Origin of the sequence: Pelagimonas phthalicica (assembly GCF_004364805.1) — a bacterium.
Classification (GTDB): Bacteria; Pseudomonadota; Alphaproteobacteria; order Rhodobacterales; family Rhodobacteraceae; genus Pelagimonas; species Pelagimonas phthalicica.
Genome location: NZ_SOAP01000004.1, coordinates 200,655 through 216,478, shown reverse-complemented (window position 1 = coordinate 216,478; position 15,824 = coordinate 200,655). Strand labels below are relative to the sequence as shown.

General features: G+C 58.4%; 13 protein-coding genes. 7 read left to right on the top strand and 6 right to left on the bottom strand.

All coding sequences use genetic code 11. The features are described 5' to 3' along the window. Positions 1-817 precede the first annotated feature (817 nt). On the bottom strand, positions 818-1,840 hold the full coding sequence (locus CLV87_RS21635; RefSeq protein WP_099249251.1) for an aspartate-semialdehyde dehydrogenase: 1,023 nt from the start codon (positions 1,838-1,840) through the stop codon (positions 818-820). Between the two features lie 332 nt (positions 1,841-2,172). Between CLV87_RS21635 and CLV87_RS21630 the strand changes: the two genes are divergently transcribed. After that, on the top strand, positions 2,173-4,044 hold the full coding sequence (locus tag CLV87_RS21630; protein WP_099248043.1) for a polysaccharide biosynthesis protein: 1,872 nt from the start codon (positions 2,173-2,175) through the stop codon (positions 4,042-4,044). Positions 4,045-4,068: 24 nt separating this feature from the next. Here CLV87_RS21630 and CLV87_RS21625 read toward each other — a convergent pair whose 3' ends face one another. After that, the gene (locus CLV87_RS21625) at positions 4,069-4,911 is read right to left on the bottom strand and encodes an LOG family protein (RefSeq protein ID WP_099248045.1); all 843 of its coding nucleotides are present in this window, start codon (positions 4,909-4,911) and stop codon (positions 4,069-4,071) included. A gap of 191 nt (positions 4,912-5,102) precedes the next feature. Here CLV87_RS21625 and dapD point away from each other — a divergent pair, with 191 nt between their 5' ends. Further along, the gene (gene dapD / locus CLV87_RS21620) at positions 5,103-5,930 is read left to right on the top strand and encodes a 2,3,4,5-tetrahydropyridine-2,6-dicarboxylate N-succinyltransferase (RefSeq protein ID WP_099248047.1); all 828 of its coding nucleotides are present in this window, start codon (positions 5,103-5,105) and stop codon (positions 5,928-5,930) included. A 76-nt stretch (positions 5,931-6,006) separates the two neighbouring features. On the opposite strand, the gene CLV87_RS21615 is transcribed toward dapD, so the two are convergent. After that, complete coding sequence (locus CLV87_RS21615) at positions 6,007-7,089, bottom strand: transporter substrate-binding domain-containing protein (RefSeq protein ID WP_235872015.1); 1,083 nt, start codon at positions 7,087-7,089, stop codon at positions 6,007-6,009. Positions 7,090-7,268: 179 nt separating this feature from the next. On the opposite strand from CLV87_RS21615, the gene CLV87_RS21610 reads away from it, so the two are divergent. Then, positions 7,269-7,619 carry a hypothetical protein gene (locus CLV87_RS21610; RefSeq protein ID WP_099248049.1) on the top strand — a complete coding sequence of 117 codons (351 nt, stop codon included), beginning with the start codon at positions 7,269-7,271 and terminating at the stop codon, positions 7,617-7,619. A gap of 9 nt (positions 7,620-7,628) precedes the next feature. On the opposite strand, the gene CLV87_RS21605 is transcribed toward CLV87_RS21610, so the two are convergent. After that, positions 7,629-8,702, bottom strand: a complete 1,074-nt coding sequence (locus CLV87_RS21605; protein WP_099248051.1) for a Hint domain-containing protein — start codon at positions 8,700-8,702, stop codon at positions 7,629-7,631. After that, a complete protein-coding gene (locus CLV87_RS21600) occupies positions 8,699-10,273 on the bottom strand; it encodes a Hint domain-containing protein (protein WP_099248053.1) in 1,575 nt (524 codons plus the stop codon). The genes CLV87_RS21605 and CLV87_RS21600 overlap by 4 nt, the downstream gene beginning before the upstream one ends. 256 nt (positions 10,274-10,529) lie before the next feature. Between CLV87_RS21600 and dapE the strand changes: the two genes are divergently transcribed. The 4 genes from dapE to rnr all read left to right on the top strand — a co-directional run bounded on the left by dapE (position 10,530) and on the right by rnr (position 15,083). Further along, complete coding sequence (gene dapE, locus CLV87_RS21595) at positions 10,530-11,675, top strand: succinyl-diaminopimelate desuccinylase (protein ID WP_099248055.1); 1,146 nt, start codon at positions 10,530-10,532, stop codon at positions 11,673-11,675. Next, complete coding sequence (locus CLV87_RS21590; protein ID WP_099248057.1) at positions 11,672-12,097, top strand: GNAT family N-acetyltransferase; 426 nt, start codon at positions 11,672-11,674, stop codon at positions 12,095-12,097. The genes dapE and CLV87_RS21590 overlap by 4 nt, the downstream gene beginning before the upstream one ends. Beyond that, on the top strand, positions 12,094-12,672 hold the full coding sequence (locus CLV87_RS21585) for a TIGR04282 family arsenosugar biosynthesis glycosyltransferase (RefSeq protein ID WP_099248059.1): 579 nt from the start codon (positions 12,094-12,096) through the stop codon (positions 12,670-12,672). Before CLV87_RS21590 ends, CLV87_RS21585 begins: the two co-directional genes overlap by 4 nt. Positions 12,673-12,797: 125 nt before the next feature. Continuing rightward, positions 12,798-15,083 (top strand): ribonuclease R, encoded by a 2,286-nt coding sequence (rnr, locus tag CLV87_RS21580; RefSeq protein ID WP_099248061.1) that lies wholly within the window; start codon positions 12,798-12,800, stop codon positions 15,081-15,083. On the opposite strand, the gene CLV87_RS21575 is transcribed toward rnr, so the two are convergent. Further along, positions 15,064-15,789 carry a glutathione S-transferase family protein gene (locus CLV87_RS21575; RefSeq protein ID WP_099248063.1) on the bottom strand — a complete coding sequence of 242 codons (726 nt, stop codon included), beginning with the start codon at positions 15,787-15,789 and terminating at the stop codon, positions 15,064-15,066. The genes rnr and CLV87_RS21575 overlap by 20 nt on opposite strands. Positions 15,790-15,824: the final 35 nt, after the last annotated feature.

Below are 15,824 nucleotides of genomic sequence, written 5' to 3'. Positions count from 1 at the left end.
ATGACCGGCACGGACACTCTGATTTGCGCGCAGATGCCGATCTGGTTTCGTGCAGTTACAAAGGCTAGCCGCGCGAAACTTTAAGAAACCCATCCGCTGCGTACGGTGGGGTTACATTCTGTCTTGTTGCCGGGCAAAAAAATGGCCGCCCCAGGTCAAGAGCGGCGCATCGTGCATGTCAGCTGGGTCTGTAGCCGCTTAGGCGGCGAACAGACTGCGCCCGCAGCTTTTTGGGGGGCGGGAAAACAGGGCTTTGCGCAAAGGGCGTGCGCTGCGTGGGCCGGCCAATACGGCCAAGGCGCGCAGGCGTCCAGCTCGGGCTGTTTTTGTGAATTCACTGCTCATGACTTCGTTTCCTTTCTGCCTGATGCCGCTGATTGCGGCTGGTGATCTGATGTCACCTGACAGCAATATCGCCCAGCTTTTGGGCGAAAACAGGACCGAGACGCGGAGATTCCGGGGAGGTTTGGGGTCAGTTACAAGGCCAAAGCAGACCGGATCGACTGCGATCCAAGGGTCTTGGAGAGAGTGGAGAGAGTGGATCGCAGTCGGTATATGGTCATCGCTAAGCGATTAAGGCGTGTGAGTGCGCTTTGATACCGCTGATGGACCGATCCTTCTGGAATGATGCTTTGGCAGCTGATCCATCGTTTGTCTAAAATTGTTATATCTTGCGCGTTTGGCAGAGAACAGCACCACATGGCATAGGCTGGCCTTTCTTTGGAACAGGGTGCCTAGCCTTTGGTATAGGCGACACTGAAAAGGGCCGAGCAGGTTTCCCTGTCGGCCCATCATCATTCTCGTAAAGACGTGGCGTTTAGCCTTTCTTCAGCGCCTTCTGGCCCAGAACCTCAGCAATCTGCACGGCGTTCAGCGCCGCGCCTTTGCGAAGGTTGTCAGAAACGCACCAGAGGTTCAGACCATTATCAATGGTGCTGTCCTGACGGATGCGGCTGATGAAGGTCGCGAAATCGCCAACGCATTCCTTAGGCGTGACATAGCCACCATCTTCGCGCTTATCGATCACCATGATGCCTGGTGCTTCGCGCAGGATATCGCGGGCTTCGTCTTCGTCCAGGAACTCTTCGAACTCGATGTTGATCGATTCCGAGTGGCCGACAAAAACCGGCACGCGCACGCAGGTTGCGGTCACCTTGATCGCCGGATCGACGATCTTTTTGGTTTCGGCCACCATTTTCCACTCTTCCTTGGTCGAGCCATCTTCCATGAAGACGTCGATATGCGGAATGACGTTGAACGCGATTTCCTTGGTATAGACCTTGGCGGGAACGTCGTCAGTTGGGTTGTAGACCGCTTTGGTCTGATCCCACAGCTCTTCCATCGCCTCTTTGCCCGAGCCAGAGACCGACTGATAGGTCGACACAACCACACGCTTGATCTTGGCGCGATCATGCAAAGGCTTCAGCGCCACAACCATCTGCGCGGTCGAGCAGTTCGGGTTCGCGATGATGTTCTTCTTGGTGTAGCCCATCACAGCGTCGGCATTACACTCAGGCACGATCAGCGGCACGTCCGGATCGTAGCGATAGAGCGAGCTGTTATCGATGACGACACAGCCCTGCGACGCAGCAATCGGGGCATACTTCTTGGTCGCGGTGGAGCCCACAGCGAACAAAGCAATATCCCAGCCGGTGAAATCAAACGTGTCGAGGTCCTTGGTCTTAAGGGTCGTCTCGCCGAATGTCACCTCTGTACCCAGCGACTTGCGCGATGCAAGTACTGCGATTTCGTCGACGGGGAATCCCCGTTCGGCGAGGATGTTCAGCATTTCGCGGCCCACATTGCCTGTGGCACCCGCGACAACAACCTTATAGCCCATTTGGCCCTCCTTGGGTTTCTGATTCCGCAGCGAGGCATCCCCGCAACGGCTGGCGCTCAATATATCAGACCTACCTTGTGTAAAAGGGCTTTATCGGGCTAAGCAGGGTCAAGTTGTGCACAAACAACAGGCAAATGCGCCTTTTTTAGCTTCAAAGCCCGCGATGGGCAGTTTTTCGCAGTAGCAGAAATCAGATATTGTACAGTAACTATTCTTTAACCTATTCAGAGGTTAAAAGATCGAAGAAACATCCGTCGGTTGTGAACCGCATGTAAAATGTGGCGCTGGCAGATGGAAATACAAGTTGGGGCTTGGCCCCAGGGACTGGGACTATGTTTTTTGAACTCGTGACATCTATGTCGCGCCGAAAAAAGTCGCACCTTTTCGCTGCGCTAGATGCTCTGGTTGTCCCTCTTGCGATGTTTTTGTCGCTGCTGCTTACAACGAATTCTGGCCCAACCCCCACTGTTCTTTGGGACTATATGTCGATCACTGTGACCCTTATGGTGCTTGGATGCGCGATGGGCTGGTGGTTGGGTCTTCCGCAGACCAAACTGAACGCCTTTGAGATGCGCGGCGTCACCCGGACGGTCCCCATCGCAGCGACACTGGGGGCTGCGGGTTTTGCCTTGGGGGCGTTTCTTCCGCCGCCATTATCCATGGCAACCAGCTTTGTTTTCGCTCTTTTGGTGCAGGCGCTCTATGTTACTTGGCGCATCGTGCTGCGTCACATCACGCTCGAGATCTATCGCCGTGGGTCCGACCGTATGCGGATCTTGGTCTATGGCGCAGGTCAAACCGGGCAACAGCTGGTTGCGGCTTTGCGTCAGGACAACGCCGTGGTTCCGGTCGCCTTTATTGACGACAACCCGACGCTTCAAAGCAGCATCATTTCCGGCCTCAAGGTTTTTGCACCCTCTTCCATCCCGGAACTGGCCGCGAAAAAGCCAATCGACCGGATCGTTTTGGCGATGCCCTCCCTGAACCAGCCAGCGCTGGCCCGCATCGCGCGGGATTTGCGGCATCTGGATTGCGAAGTCCACGCGCTGCCCTCCTTTGCCTCGATGGTCGGTGAAGGTGCCCTGAAAAAGAGCACAGCCGCCATGTCCATCGACGATTTGCTGGGCCGCAACCGTCTGGAAAAGGAACTGCCCAGCGTCAGCGAAGCCTATAGTGGCCGTCGTATTCTGGTATCCGGGGCCGGTGGCTCCATCGGATCCGAACTGTGCCGCCAACTGATTGCCTGCAAACCCGATTGCGTGGTGTTGCTCGATCACTCGGAACTGGCGCTTTACAACATTGACAAGGAACTGCGCGACCTCACCCACAAGATGAAAGTTGTGCCGGTGCTTGGGTCGGTGATGAACGGCAGGCTCGTTCGCGAGATCTTGGAAGAGCACAAAATCGAAGTTGTTCTACACGCGGCAGCTTACAAACATCTGCCTTTGGTCGAGAGCAATCCGATTGCCGGGCTGACCAATAACGTGCTGGGCACCAAAGTTATGGCCGATGCCGCGCGCGATGCCGGTGTCGAACGGTTTATTCTCGTGTCCTCTGACAAGGCGGTGCGCCCGACCAATGTCATGGGCGCGTCCAAGCGTTTGGCGGAACTCGTCATTCAGGATCTGGCGACGCGCAGCGAGTTTACCCAATTCGCCATGGTGCGTTTTGGCAATGTGCTGGGCTCCAGCGGCTCTGTTATTCCGCTGTTCGAGGAGCAGATTGCCCGTGGTGGCCCTGTGACGCTGACTGACCCAGGCGTAACGCGCTATTTCATGACCATTTCCGAGGCGGCTCGTTTGGTTCTGCTGGCGGGCTCCTTTGCCCGAGGCGGGGATGTGTTTGTGCTGGATATGGGCAAACCTGTCCCGATCCGCAAACTCGCCCGTCAGATGATCGAAGCTGCTGGTTTCAGCGTTCGTTCACAGGACAATCCAACCGGTGATATCGAGATCAAGGTGACCGGGTTGCGCAAGGGCGAAAAGATGCACGAAGAGCTGCTGATCGCGCCCGACATGCTGACCACACCGCACCCCAAGATTTTGCGCGCTCAGGAAAACTTCCTCTCGGAAATCGAAATTGCCACAGCCCTGAAGGACCTGCGCAGCTCCATCGACGAGCGTGATGAAGAGGCGGCGCGCCATGTGATCGCGCGCTGGGTTGAGCAACGGGAAGAAGAAAAGGTTCAGGACGGCAGCGCCTGAACCTTTATCTGATGCGCTTTTGGATCAGCGTCCGGGAATGTCGCTCCGGGCTGGGGCCGGTTCCCAATTTTCGATGATCTTGGCGGCGTCTTCAGCAGTTTCGACAAAGCGGAACAGATCCAGGTCATCCGGGCTGATGGTGCCGGCATCCTGCAACGCATCCCAATTGATGATCTTTTCCCAAAACGCTCGTCCGAATAGCAGGAAAGGCACCCGCTGCATGCGGCCTGTCTGGATCAGGGTCAGAGCTTCGAACAGCTCATCCAACGTGCCAAAGCCGCCGGGGAACACACAAATCGCCCGCGCGCGCATCAGGAAATGCATCTTGCGAATGGCGAAATAGTGAAAGTTAAAGGCCAGATCCGGCGTCACATAGGGGTTTGGCGCTTGCTCATGTGGTAGCACGATATTGAGGCCGATAGATACGCCGCCCTCATCCACCGCACCGCGATTGCCCGCCTCCATCACACCCGGGCCGCCGCCGGTGACGACGACAAAGTCGCGGTTGTTGCTGGCCAGGGCCTTGCGTGTCATCAAACGGGCAAAATCGCGCGCCTCGTCATAGAAATGCGACAGCTCGGCCAGGGTCTTGGTGCGTGCTTTTTCTTTGTCGGCAGGGGCCGGAATGCGCGCGCCGCCGAACAGAACGATGGTCGATTCAATCCCCTGCTCGTCCAGCAGCATCTCCGGTTTGAGCAATTCCAGCTGCAAGCGGACCGGGCGCAGCGCATCGCGACACAGGAAATCTTCGTCAGCAAAAGCCAAACGGTAAGCGGGTGAACGCGTCTGCGGGGTATCCGGGATATGCTCGGCAATATCCCGATCCGTATGTGCATCGCGAAACCTGCTGCGGCGATCGTCTGTCATGAACCACTCCTAAACATTGAATTTCAAGTCGTAGCGCGTGTTTGAACGAGATTCCAGCGCCAGAAACCGTGGAAAAACCCAGTGCAGAGTTTTGCGTTGCCGGATGACGCAAAAGGCGGGCTTGAAGGCGCGAAAGGGGATGACCTTGCTGCAATTGCTCGTTATGGATCACCGAAACTTGGAGGATTCCCATGTCGAACGCACAGCTTGAAACTGCCATCGAAGCCGCCTGGGAGGCGCGCGACACAATCACCCCCGCCACCACCGGCGAAACCCGTGAAGCCATCGAAGACACGCTGGCCGCGCTGGACGGCGGCAAATTGCGCGTCGCTGAAAAGCAGGATGATGGCAGCTGGCATGTGAACCAGTGGGCCAAAAAGGCCGTGCTGCTGGGCTTCCGCATCAAAGATATGGAAGAGCAATCCGGCGGGCCGCAGGGCTCTGGCTGGTGGGACAAGGTCGACAGCAAGTTCAAAGGCTGGGGCGACAACCAGTGGAAAGCTGCCGGTTTCCGCGCGGTGCCAAACGCTGTTGTGCGCAAATCTGCCTTTATCGCACCCGGCGTGGTTCTGATGCCGTCTTTCGTGAACCTTGGCGCTTATGTTGACGAAGGCACCATGGTCGACACCTGGGCCACCGTTGGCTCCTGTGCGCAGATCGGTAAAAACGTGCATCTGTCCGGTGGCGTTGGTATCGGCGGCGTGCTCGAGCCCATGCAGGCCGGCCCGACCATCATCGAAGATAACTGCTTTATCGGGGCCCGTTCCGAAGTTGTCGAAGGCTGCATCGTGCGCGAAGGATCGGTTCTGGGCATGGGGGTCTTTATCGGCCAATCCACCAAGATCGTGGATCGCGAAACCGGCGAAGTCATGTATGGCGAAGTGCCGCCTTACTCGGTCGTTGTTGCCGGTTCCATGCCGTCCAAGAATGGTATCAACCTCTATTGCGCCGTGATTGTGAAGCGCGTCGATGAACGCACCCGCTCCAAAACCGGTATCAACGAGCTGCTGCGCGACTGATAAGAGCGCACTCACAGTAAAACAAAACGGCCCGTTTGCGGGCCGTTTTTTGGTTTGTGTCACTGTTTAAGAGGGGTCAGCGTTGGCCAAACCAGCGCCGGGCGATCTCTTCATACTCGCCATTCTCCATCAACTGCAGCAGCGCAACGTTGATAGGTTCACGCAGCGCGCTTTCGGCGGGCAGGGCGATGCCATAATCCTCAGGGCGGAATTGGCGATCCAGCATTTCGCCATGCTTGGCCCCTTCGGTCTTGACGTAGTGTTTCAGGATCGGGCCATCAAACACCACTGCGTCCAGCTGCCCCTCTTCAAAGGCTTTCAGCAGATCCTCCAGCGACAGATAGCCAACATGGATCACATCGCGGTTCAATAGGAACCGGGACGCGGTGGAGTCCCGCGTCGTGCCAACCCGTTTGCCGTCCAGATCCGAGACATTGTGAATGGTCCCCGAAATCGCCTGAACCGTGGTGGCGGCAGTGATATGCGCCACAAAGACCGACACGACAAACAGGCTGGACACAACCAGGAAGGTGCCAAATATCCGCCCGAATACCGAACGGGGCATACGTTCCTCAAACCCGCCATTCACAACCAGATTCAAGGCCCACCAAAAGGAAGGGAACAGCGCCTCTTTGGCGGGGCGGTCAAAATAGGGTTGTTTCTTGCGTTCAAACAGCCACATGGCCATGCCGCCGGCAAAGAGCATGGCAAAGGCCGCCAGCATAGCCAGCGCCAAATCCCGGCTGAACATGGCTTGCCAGATGTTCAGCTTGCCCTGGCCGCGCGGCACCATGATCTGTAGCCCGCCGCTATAGATCGGCAGTGAAAAATCCATTCTGGATTCCCTTGCCCGGGTGATCGAGATATTGGCAATGGCCCCGTCAACCTGGCCCGCTTCGACCTGCCCCAGCATTTCGCCAAAACTGTCGACCATTTCAAAGGTGACTTCTGCGCCCATGTCTTCGGCGATGGCGCGCATCAATTCGATGCTGAAACCGGTTAGATTCCCGTCCAAACCCGAGGAAAACGGCGGTCTTTCCACGGTCAAAAACGTCAGCTCGCTGCTTTGTGCCGTGTCTTGTGCCTTGACCGGTACGCCAGTCAGCACGGTCCACGCGAGCACTGTGATCAGAAAGATCTGTCTCAGTATATAATACATTCAAGTCCCCAAACTCATCACGGGCGTAGCCCGATACGCCAAGGGTGCCAAGTATTCAGAGGTATAGTTTCAGCACTGCGCCCCTGAATGTGACATTCTGGGCCCGCAATGTGACGGGTTTTTCATCATGAACGCGCAGTGCCGGTTGCTGCAATCGGCGAAGCGGGCTAAGCGAAAGCATGAGCAAAGAACGCGCACCCAAGAAAAAAGCCCCGAAACGTCAGCAGGTCTTTACCCTATTGGTCGAGGTCGGGCGCAAAGACGGCGATGGCCTGCCCAAAGGCAGCACCGGGGCGGCGCTGATGTGCTATGCCAGCGGTGTGGACGAGGCCGAGGCGGTGCGCGAAACGGTTGCGATCCTCAAGCAGGCAGATATGGCCCCCTTGGATGTCACCGGCTATGGCACCTTGGCCGAGCGCCGTGAGCAGGGGCATGACATCCCCGATGAGGAAATCGCCCTGATGGATCGCGCCTTGCAGGAAAATGCGGTGATCGTTGCGCAGGTGTCGCCGTTCTTTGACGAGGCTTAGAGACGGTGCCTAGGCCGCGCGTGCCTCTGCCAAGGTGATGGCCTCAAACGGTCCAAGAACCTTTAGCCCTGTGCGGGCATGTTCCGGCATCAGGTTGCGGGGCACCTCGGCCAGCAGAGTTTGCCTTAACTGGTCGGTACGCCGCCGCAAACGCCCGACATAAAGGCTTTCCAGTTCGGCACCTGCCGCGATCACCGGTTCATGGCCGGGCAGCAAGAGCTGATGATATTCCACCATCTGCAACCCTTCCTCATAAACGGCGGCAAACCCGTTCACGAGGCTGAGTGCGGGCACCAGGACCGCCTCGCGACCAAAGATATATTCAACCTCGGACCCGCCGATCACCAGACGCTGATGGGGGGCGACAACCACATCCCGCATCAACCCGAAATAGGGCGCGCGTAGGCGCACGGGCTGGAAAGAGCCAAGCGCGGGCACAAGGCGGGACAGACGGTGCAGCACGGGAACGATACCGTTCTTGCGCGTTGTCACCGTGTCACCACAACGCAGGTCAGCCACCGGGCGATAGCCACGCGGGGTAAGAACCGGAGCTTGAGAGACAAGCGAGGGCATCGGGCCGACCGCCTCGAATTCGTCCGAAACCGCAAAGAACACCACATCCGGGTCCATCTCGATCAATTGCGGACGGCAGGCCAGCGTATAGATATCCTCGACCAAAAGCGGCGGCGGGGCAGGGGTGGTTTCGACCACCACTGTATCGCTTTCCGGGCGTTCCACAGCGATCTGGCCAAAGCGCGCCTCGCTGTCCCAGCTAAAGGTCACGCGCAGCACATCTGTGCGCGCTTCGTGCTTGTGTTGCAGGACGGTGTGAAAGACCTCTTCACCCTGGCTCATCACCAGGACAATGCCGCCCCCCGGCACAGCGCGAAACGAAATCCCGCCAGCCCAAGGGTGCGCGCGTTCATAGGACAACAGCGTTTGAGGGCGACCATCCGGCGAAAGCCGGGTTTCGATCAGGATGGATCCGCGCGACATCAACCGATCACGCTGCGCTACCCCGCCCCCGAAAACCCGAGAACAGACCCAGGATTTCCCCTGGCCCGATAGCGCGATCCAACTCATGCAACATGGCTCCTGCTCAGCAACGTCGCTTCATGTCTTTGCAGAATACGACGCGCAGCAGGACCGTAGCCCGATCCGGTGACCGGGTCCAGCTCTGGAAAGACCGAAACGATTTCGGCCAGCGTCTCTTTTTCAAACAGAGACGAGGTTTGTGGACCGGGCAGGAAGCTTTCGCTGAGCAAGCCGTTGGCGCGGATGATTTCATGGTTGTCGAACAGGATATGGACATATTCAACTTGCCCGCCTTGAACGACGCGGATCGAGCGATCATTGACCAGATGTTTGGCGGCGGCCAGAACCTCGGGCTCTTCGAACAGCAAATGCGCCATGATATCCTGTACCAGGACGCGATGCTGAGGGGAGACCATGACGGTGGAATGATCGCCCAAAGCCCCTGCGGCGATCCGCACCGGTGCGAAATTGCCCTTGGCCGGAACGGTGCGGCGTCCGATCCAACGCAGTGGCTGGGGGCCATTGTCACGTGTCTTGACCAGATCGCCAGGCTCCAGCCGGTGGACTGGGCGCGGCCCCTCAGGCGTGTCAATCATGGTTCCCGCGACAAAGCAGGGCACGGAGTCAACGGTGACATAGCCGACATCCGTCTCACCGGTGCTGCTGGTCACCGTGTAGGTGTAGTTGACGGTTTCTTCGTCCCCGTCACCCAAAATGGACATGGTGCCATCGGCGTTTAGGGTGATCTGCTGTCCGGTGTTCAGCGTCACAGTGTCCCCGGCACTGACCGCGACCCCATTGATATGGGTGATGGTCAATGTGCCCGCCGTGCCGTTGGCGTCGTTGGCCAGAGCATCCAAGGTTGTGCTGCCGGTCGGATTGACCGTGACGCTGTCTTCGAGCGCAACCAGGGTTGTCTGAACGGAATCCCCGGCAATGAGCAAATTGGAGTCATAGCTGCTGTCCAGCACGTCAGCCACACCGATGCGGATCGAATTCACTTCCCCTGCTTCGACAGGGATAGTGAGGGTCATCGTAACGGTGAACCCATCCATCTCGGTGTTATATTCGTCATTTGTGTTGGAGATAAAAAGGTTCTCGTTCGAACCTGCATTGACGTTTCGCGGATCAATGTCACCATCCCCGATGGCGACATCAACCTGAACGCCATTCACCCAGACACCGACAAAGTCCTGGTATTCCGAAGCTTGGTATTCGGGATATTCCTCTGACGAAAAGACAAACTGGATCGTCATCACATCCCCGGTCGGGATGAAATCCACGTCCAGGTAAGAGGCGTCATAAGTATTGGCACCTGCAGCGGTGTTGAAATCGGAATTGTTGTTTTCGCCGCGAGTATTGGTCGACGTGTTGGACCGCCAGTTGGACTGCCAATATGAGTTGGTGAAATCCGTGGCGCGCCCCGTCGACAGGATGACACCGGAATCAGAGGGGGCCACCCCCGGGGATGTTGCCAACCCGTCCGAATATATCCCGGAAGACCGGGCATCCCCGGTATAGGAAGCCGATACGACTGTCACTCCGTCTCCGAAAATGGCCTCGGCCATTTCAGTCGCGGTTGCACTGGTATCGATCGGCAGTTCTGATGCTGCGACCATGCCTGTCTGTCTCAATGGCGCGGCAAATGAGCTGACGGACCGGTTTGCCGATCTCAATCATGCGCTCTTTTGAAAACACTGCTCGCCTGCCACGGCGTTATCGTTCTTTTGGTAAAACGTAACACAGACAACGGGTTGGCGTTAACCTTTTCTACACCTTTTCGTAACGGAAAGCCAAAAGCGGCGGTGCATTTTGGCAACATTTGCACCGCCGCTCTGGGTGAGATAGCCAAATGCCAAGATACAGGAGTTCAAAATGCCCGCCATCGATCCCGTCGCGCTCACCGCTGCCTTGGTCAAATGTCCCTCAGTCACGCCGGTCGAGGGTGGGGCCTTGGTATTGCTGCAAGAATTGCTCGAAGGCGCGGGGTTTGACTGTACGCGCGTGGATCGCAACGGCACGCCGAACCTGTTTGCACGTTGGGGGGGCAAGGGGCATGCGCGCAGCTTTGGCTTCAATGGCCATACGGATGTTGTGCCCATCGGCGACGAAGCGGATTGGCAGCACGCGCCCTTTGGGGCCGAGATTGATGGCGATTTCATGTATGGGCGCGGGACCACCGACATGAAATCCGGCGTTGCCGCCTTTGCCGCGGCGGCTGTGGATTTTGTGACGCAAACACCTCCCGAAGGGGCTGTTATCCTGACCATCACAGGTGACGAAGAGGGCGACGCCACTGACGGTACCACGGCGCTGTTGGACTGGATGCAGGCCGAAGGCGAAGCCATGTCAGTTTGCCTTGTCGGAGAGCCGACATGCCCCGACCATATGGGGCAAATGATGAAAATCGGACGGCGCGGATCGCTGACCGCCTGGTTCGAGGTCGAGGGTAAGCAAGGCCATTCCGCCTATCCGCACCGCGCCTGTAACCCGCTGCCGGCTTTGGCGCGGTTGATGGATCGCTTGGCCAGTCATGAGTTGGATCGCGGCACCGAACACTTTGATGCCTCGACGCTGGCGATTGTGACCATGGATACCGGCAATCCGGCGACCAATGTGATCCCGGCCAAAACCTCGGCCTGCGTCAATATCCGCTTTAACGACGCTCATAGCGGGGCGTCGCTCAGCGAGTGGTTGCGAGATGAGTCGGCCAAGGTGGATGCCGCGTTTGGCACCAAGACCAATCTTAAGATCAAGATTTCTGGCGAGAGCTTTTTGACCCCCCCCGGTCCGCTATCCGAGCTGATCGGCAAAGCTGTTGAGGCCGAGACTGGTGTTGCGCCGGAGCTTTCGACCACCGGCGGCACCTCGGATGCGCGCTTTGTCAAAAACCACTGTCCTGTCGTCGAATTTGGCCTTGTGGGCAAGACGATGCATGCGGTGGATGAACGGGTGGAGGTTGAACAAATCCATCAGCTCAAAGCGATTTATACCCGCATTCTAGCGGATTATTTCGCATGAGTGTCCGCGCCGCTGGGGAAGCTGAGCTTGCAACATGCCTCGATATTCGCATGAAGGTCTTTGTCGAGGAACAGGGTGTGCCGGTCGAAGAGGAACGTGACGCCTATGACGATGCAGCCTTGCATGTGATCGGTGAGGTGGACGGGGTGCCCATGGGGACGGCGCGGGTGGTTTTCCTCGAGGAAACTGCCAAAATCGGCCGCGTCTGCGTGATGAAAGAGGCGCGTGGCACAGGACTTGGCCGCGAGATGATGCAGTTTCTGCTGGAACAGATTGTGACACGCCCCGAAATCAGCCGCGCCTATCTGACCTCGCAAATGGATGCCGTGCCTTTCTACGAACAACTCGGTTTCGAGGCCTTTGGCGGCATTGTCATGGATGCCGGGATCGAACATCGCGAGATGGAATTGTTGCTGGAATGACGCGCACGCTGATTGTCATGGTGAAAGAGCCGCGCCCGGGGCGGGTAAAAACTCGGCTTGGGCGGGATCTCGGGCTGGTGAATGCGGCCTGGTGGTTTCGTCATCAATCCGCTGCCCTGTTGCGCCGTATCGAAGACCCGCGCTGGCAGGTTGTTCTGGCCGTCGCCCCGGATCGTGAGGGGATGAGCAGCCGTGTTTGGCCCGCCCATTTGCCACGCTGGCCGCAAGGGCGCGGGGATCTGGGGGATCGCATGGCACGAATGATGCGCCTGGCCCCTCCCGGTCCGGTTTGTGTCATCGGCGCAGATATTCCTGGGATCAATCGCGACCGTGTGTGGCGTGCCTTTCAGGCTCTGGGGCAGGCGGATGCTGTGTTTGGCCCTGCGATGGATGGCGGCTATTGGCTGGTTGGTATGCGCAACAGCCAGCACATTCCGCAAAACCTGTTTGCCAATGTGCGTTGGTCCAGTGAGCAGACTTTGGCGGATACGATGGCCAATCTGGCAGGACGCCAAGTGGCTTTGGTCGATCAATTGCGCGATGTGGATACGGTCGAAGACCTCGCATTGGTCTGAGGGGGGGCTGGGGCGCTGCCCCGTCCCGAGCAAGCTCGGGACTCCCCGGGATATTTGGGGCCCAAAGAAACCCAAGGTGGCATTTTGCCCATGACGCTGTTGCCCTCTCATGTTAGGGGAGGCGCATGAGCACCTTGCCAAACAAGTCGCAGATCCTGGATTGGATCAGCGAGAACCCGACCCTCACTTCGAAACGCGACATCGCCAAGGCCTTTGGGATCAAGGGCGCGGCGCGGATTGACCTCAAGCGCCTGTTGAAGGAGCTGGAGGATGAGGGGCACCTGTCCAAGCGTAAAAAGACCTATCGGGACCCGGACCGCCTGCCGCCGGTCAGTGTGTTGCAGGTCTTGGCCCCGAATGATCACGGTGATCTCTTTGCCCGCCCGCTGGAATGGCATGGCGAGGGCGTCGAGCCGGTGGTGCTATATGTGCCGCGCAACTCCGATCCGGCGCTGGGCGAGGGGGATCGGATCTTGGCGCGGCTGCAGGTCGTGCATGAGGATGACCACAATTACGAGGCGCGCCTGATCCGCCGCATTGGCTCGAGCCCGCGCAAGGTTGTCGGGATCTTTCGGCAAGGCTCGGAAGGCGGGCGGATCATGCCCATCGACAAGGGCAATGACAAGGAATGGCTGGTTGCGCCGGACGCCACCGGCGGGGCCAAGGATGGCGAGCTGGTCGAGGCAGAGCAGGCCGGGCCCAAGGGGCGCATGGGCCTGCCAAAGGCGCGTATTGTGCTTCGGCTGGGCGATCCGACCGCACCGCGCGCCGTGTCGCTGATTGCCATTCACCAGCATGGCATTCCCGATGATTTCCCCCAGGAGGTGCTGGACGAGGCAGACGCCATGAAGCCCGCGGGGCTGAAAGGGCGCGAGGATCTGCGTGACATGCCACTGGTCACCATCGACCCGTCAGATGCGCGGGATCACGACGACGCGGTCTTTGCCGAGGCGGATAGCGACCCTAACAATCCCGGTGGTCACATCCTTTGGGTGGCGATTGCAGATGTGGCTCATTATGTGAGCCCCGGTTCCAAGCTAGATCGCGAGGCGCGCAAGCGAGGCAATTCCAGCTATTTCCCGGATCGCGTGGTTCCCATGCTGCCGGATCGCCTGTCGGGTGATCTCTGTTCGCTGCACGAAGGGGTGCCGCGCGCCTGTTTGGCGGTGCGCATGGTACTGGATGCTGAGGGCAACAAAATCTCGCACCGTTTTGTGCGCGGGTTGATGCGCTCTCCAGCCTCGTTGAATTACCAAGAAGTGCAGGCCGCCATGGATGGCGAGCCGAATGAACGCACCGAATCCCTGATTCATCCGGTGATCCGTCCGCTATACGCGGCCTACGCGGCCCTGCGGTCTGCGCGCGAACGCCGCCAGCCGCTTGATCTGGATCTGCCCGAGCGCAAAGTGGTTCTGGATGATGACGGCAAGGTGCAATCGGTGGATTTCACCGAACGGCTCGACGCGCATCGCCTGATCGAAGAATGCATGGTCTTGGCCAATGTTGCTGCCGCCGAAACCCTAATTGCCAAGAACACACCGCTGTTGTTCCGCGTGCATGAAGAGCCGGCGATGGAGAAGCTCGACAGCTTGCGCGAAACCGCGCAAAGCGCAGGGCTGGTGCTGGCCAAGGGGCAGGTTCTGCAAACCCGGCACCTGAATAAGCTGCTACATGACGCCGAAGGCACGGATGAGGCGGAGCTGATCAATCTCGCCACGCTGCGCAGCATGACGCAGGCCTATTACAACCCGCAAAACTTTGGCCATTTCGGCCTCGCGCTTAAGAATTACGCGCATTTCACCTCGCCCATTCGTCGTTATAGCGACCTGATCGTGCATCGCGCGCTGATTACGGCGCATGGTTGGGGTGGTGATGGGCTGTCACCGGTTGATCTGGAAACGCTTGAGGCGACGGCGCAGCATATTTCCGATACCGAGCGACGGTCCATGCTTGCCGAACGTGATACGACCGACCGCTATCTGGCCGCTTTCCTCAGCGACCGGATTGGTGCCGAGTTCACCGGCAAGATCTCGGGCATTGCCAAGTTCGGGGTCTTTGTGAAGCTGGACGAAACCGGGGCGGATGGGCTGGTGCCGATCTCGACTCTTGGGAATGAGTACTTCCATTTCGACCGCGAGGCCGGGACCCTGATGGGGGGTGACACGGGGCGCATAATTGCGTTGGGAATGCGGGCAAAGGTGAAACTGATTGAGGCCGCGCCGGTTACTGGTGGCATCGCCTTTGAGATGCTTGAACTCGAGGGCAAAGAGGTCGAGCGTGGATCAGGCGGGCGGATGCATGGATTTGGGCGGGGCCGGCGCAAGGCGGGCCCATCGCCCAAACGCAAGGCGGCCAAGTCCAAGATCAAGGCCGCCAAGACCAAACGCAAAGTCACGCGGCGGCGGAAATAGCCGAAACCGGGGCCGGGTAAATCTCGGCCCGGCCACGTTCGATGTAGCGCATCAACCCTGTGTTCTCGCGCAGCATCCGGCGCAAGGGTGTCTGCTTTGGCAGGTTGTCGATCGAACTAAGCACCGGCAACGCTGAGGCGTCTGCGGCGCAGGGTTGATCACCAAACAAATAGGGCTGATCGCCCAGTTGCATGGTCAGGGCCTCAAGATCCGCGCCGAGATTGGACAACCGCCCCGCCTCGGGCAAGCGTGTCAAACCCTGGGCCAGGGTTGCCTGCCTCACCTGGTTGCGCACCACACGTGGCACCACGGCACTGACAGGCCAGGGAATACCCTTGAACAGCACCGGCCGCACCTGCCCCCAATTACCGGCATCCAGCCAACGATCATGCAAAAGCCCATAGCGCAGGTTCTCTTCGACCATGCGGATCAGCATATGGGCCTGGGTCTTTTCGGCTTCGGACAGGCGCGGGAACAACTTGGCCCCGTTTTGCTCCAACCAGGCCAAAATCTGGTTGCTGTCAGGAATGATCCGGTCACCCACACGCAGGGCTGGCAGTTTCTTGGTTGGGCTCAGCGTCGGTGTGCTAACGATTTCGGGCTGCCAGTGTTGTCCCGACATGTTCAGTAAGATCATGGCCTTGGTGCAAAATGGGCTCATGGAGGGTTCGTTTAGACCGGCGGGGAAAGTGATCAGTTTCAACATCTGTAATCTCCTACACAATTTCTTTTGACCTAGCG

Excerpts from the sequence above, each read along its gene's own strand:
- CLV87_RS21635 (WP_099249251.1), bottom strand. The coding sequence starts at position 1,840 with ATGGGCTATAAGGTTGTTGTCGCGGGTGCCACAGGCAATGTGGGCCGC.
- CLV87_RS21630 (WP_099248043.1), top strand. The coding sequence starts at position 2,173 with ATGTTTTTTGAACTCGTGACATCTATGTCGCGCCGAAAAAAGTCGCAC.
- CLV87_RS21625 (WP_099248045.1), bottom strand. The coding sequence starts at position 4,911 with ATGACAGACGATCGCCGCAGCAGGTTTCGCGATGCACATACGGATCGG.
- dapD (WP_099248047.1), top strand. The coding sequence starts at position 5,103 with ATGTCGAACGCACAGCTTGAAACTGCCATCGAAGCCGCCTGGGAGGCG.
- CLV87_RS21615 (WP_235872015.1), bottom strand. The coding sequence starts at position 7,089 with ATGTATTATATACTGAGACAGATCTTTCTGATCACAGTGCTCGCGTGG.
- CLV87_RS21610 (WP_099248049.1), top strand. The coding sequence starts at position 7,269 with ATGAGCAAAGAACGCGCACCCAAGAAAAAAGCCCCGAAACGTCAGCAG.
- CLV87_RS21605 (WP_099248051.1), bottom strand. The coding sequence starts at position 8,702 with ATGAGTTGGATCGCGCTATCGGGCCAGGGGAAATCCTGGGTCTGTTCT.
- CLV87_RS21600 (WP_099248053.1), bottom strand. The coding sequence starts at position 10,273 with ATGGTCGCAGCATCAGAACTGCCGATCGATACCAGTGCAACCGCGACT.
- dapE (WP_099248055.1), top strand. The coding sequence starts at position 10,530 with ATGCCCGCCATCGATCCCGTCGCGCTCACCGCTGCCTTGGTCAAATGT.
- CLV87_RS21590 (WP_099248057.1), top strand. The coding sequence starts at position 11,672 with ATGAGTGTCCGCGCCGCTGGGGAAGCTGAGCTTGCAACATGCCTCGAT.
- CLV87_RS21585 (WP_099248059.1), top strand. The coding sequence starts at position 12,094 with ATGACGCGCACGCTGATTGTCATGGTGAAAGAGCCGCGCCCGGGGCGG.
- rnr (WP_099248061.1), top strand. The coding sequence starts at position 12,798 with ATGAGCACCTTGCCAAACAAGTCGCAGATCCTGGATTGGATCAGCGAG.
- CLV87_RS21575 (WP_099248063.1), bottom strand. The coding sequence starts at position 15,789 with ATGTTGAAACTGATCACTTTCCCCGCCGGTCTAAACGAACCCTCCATG.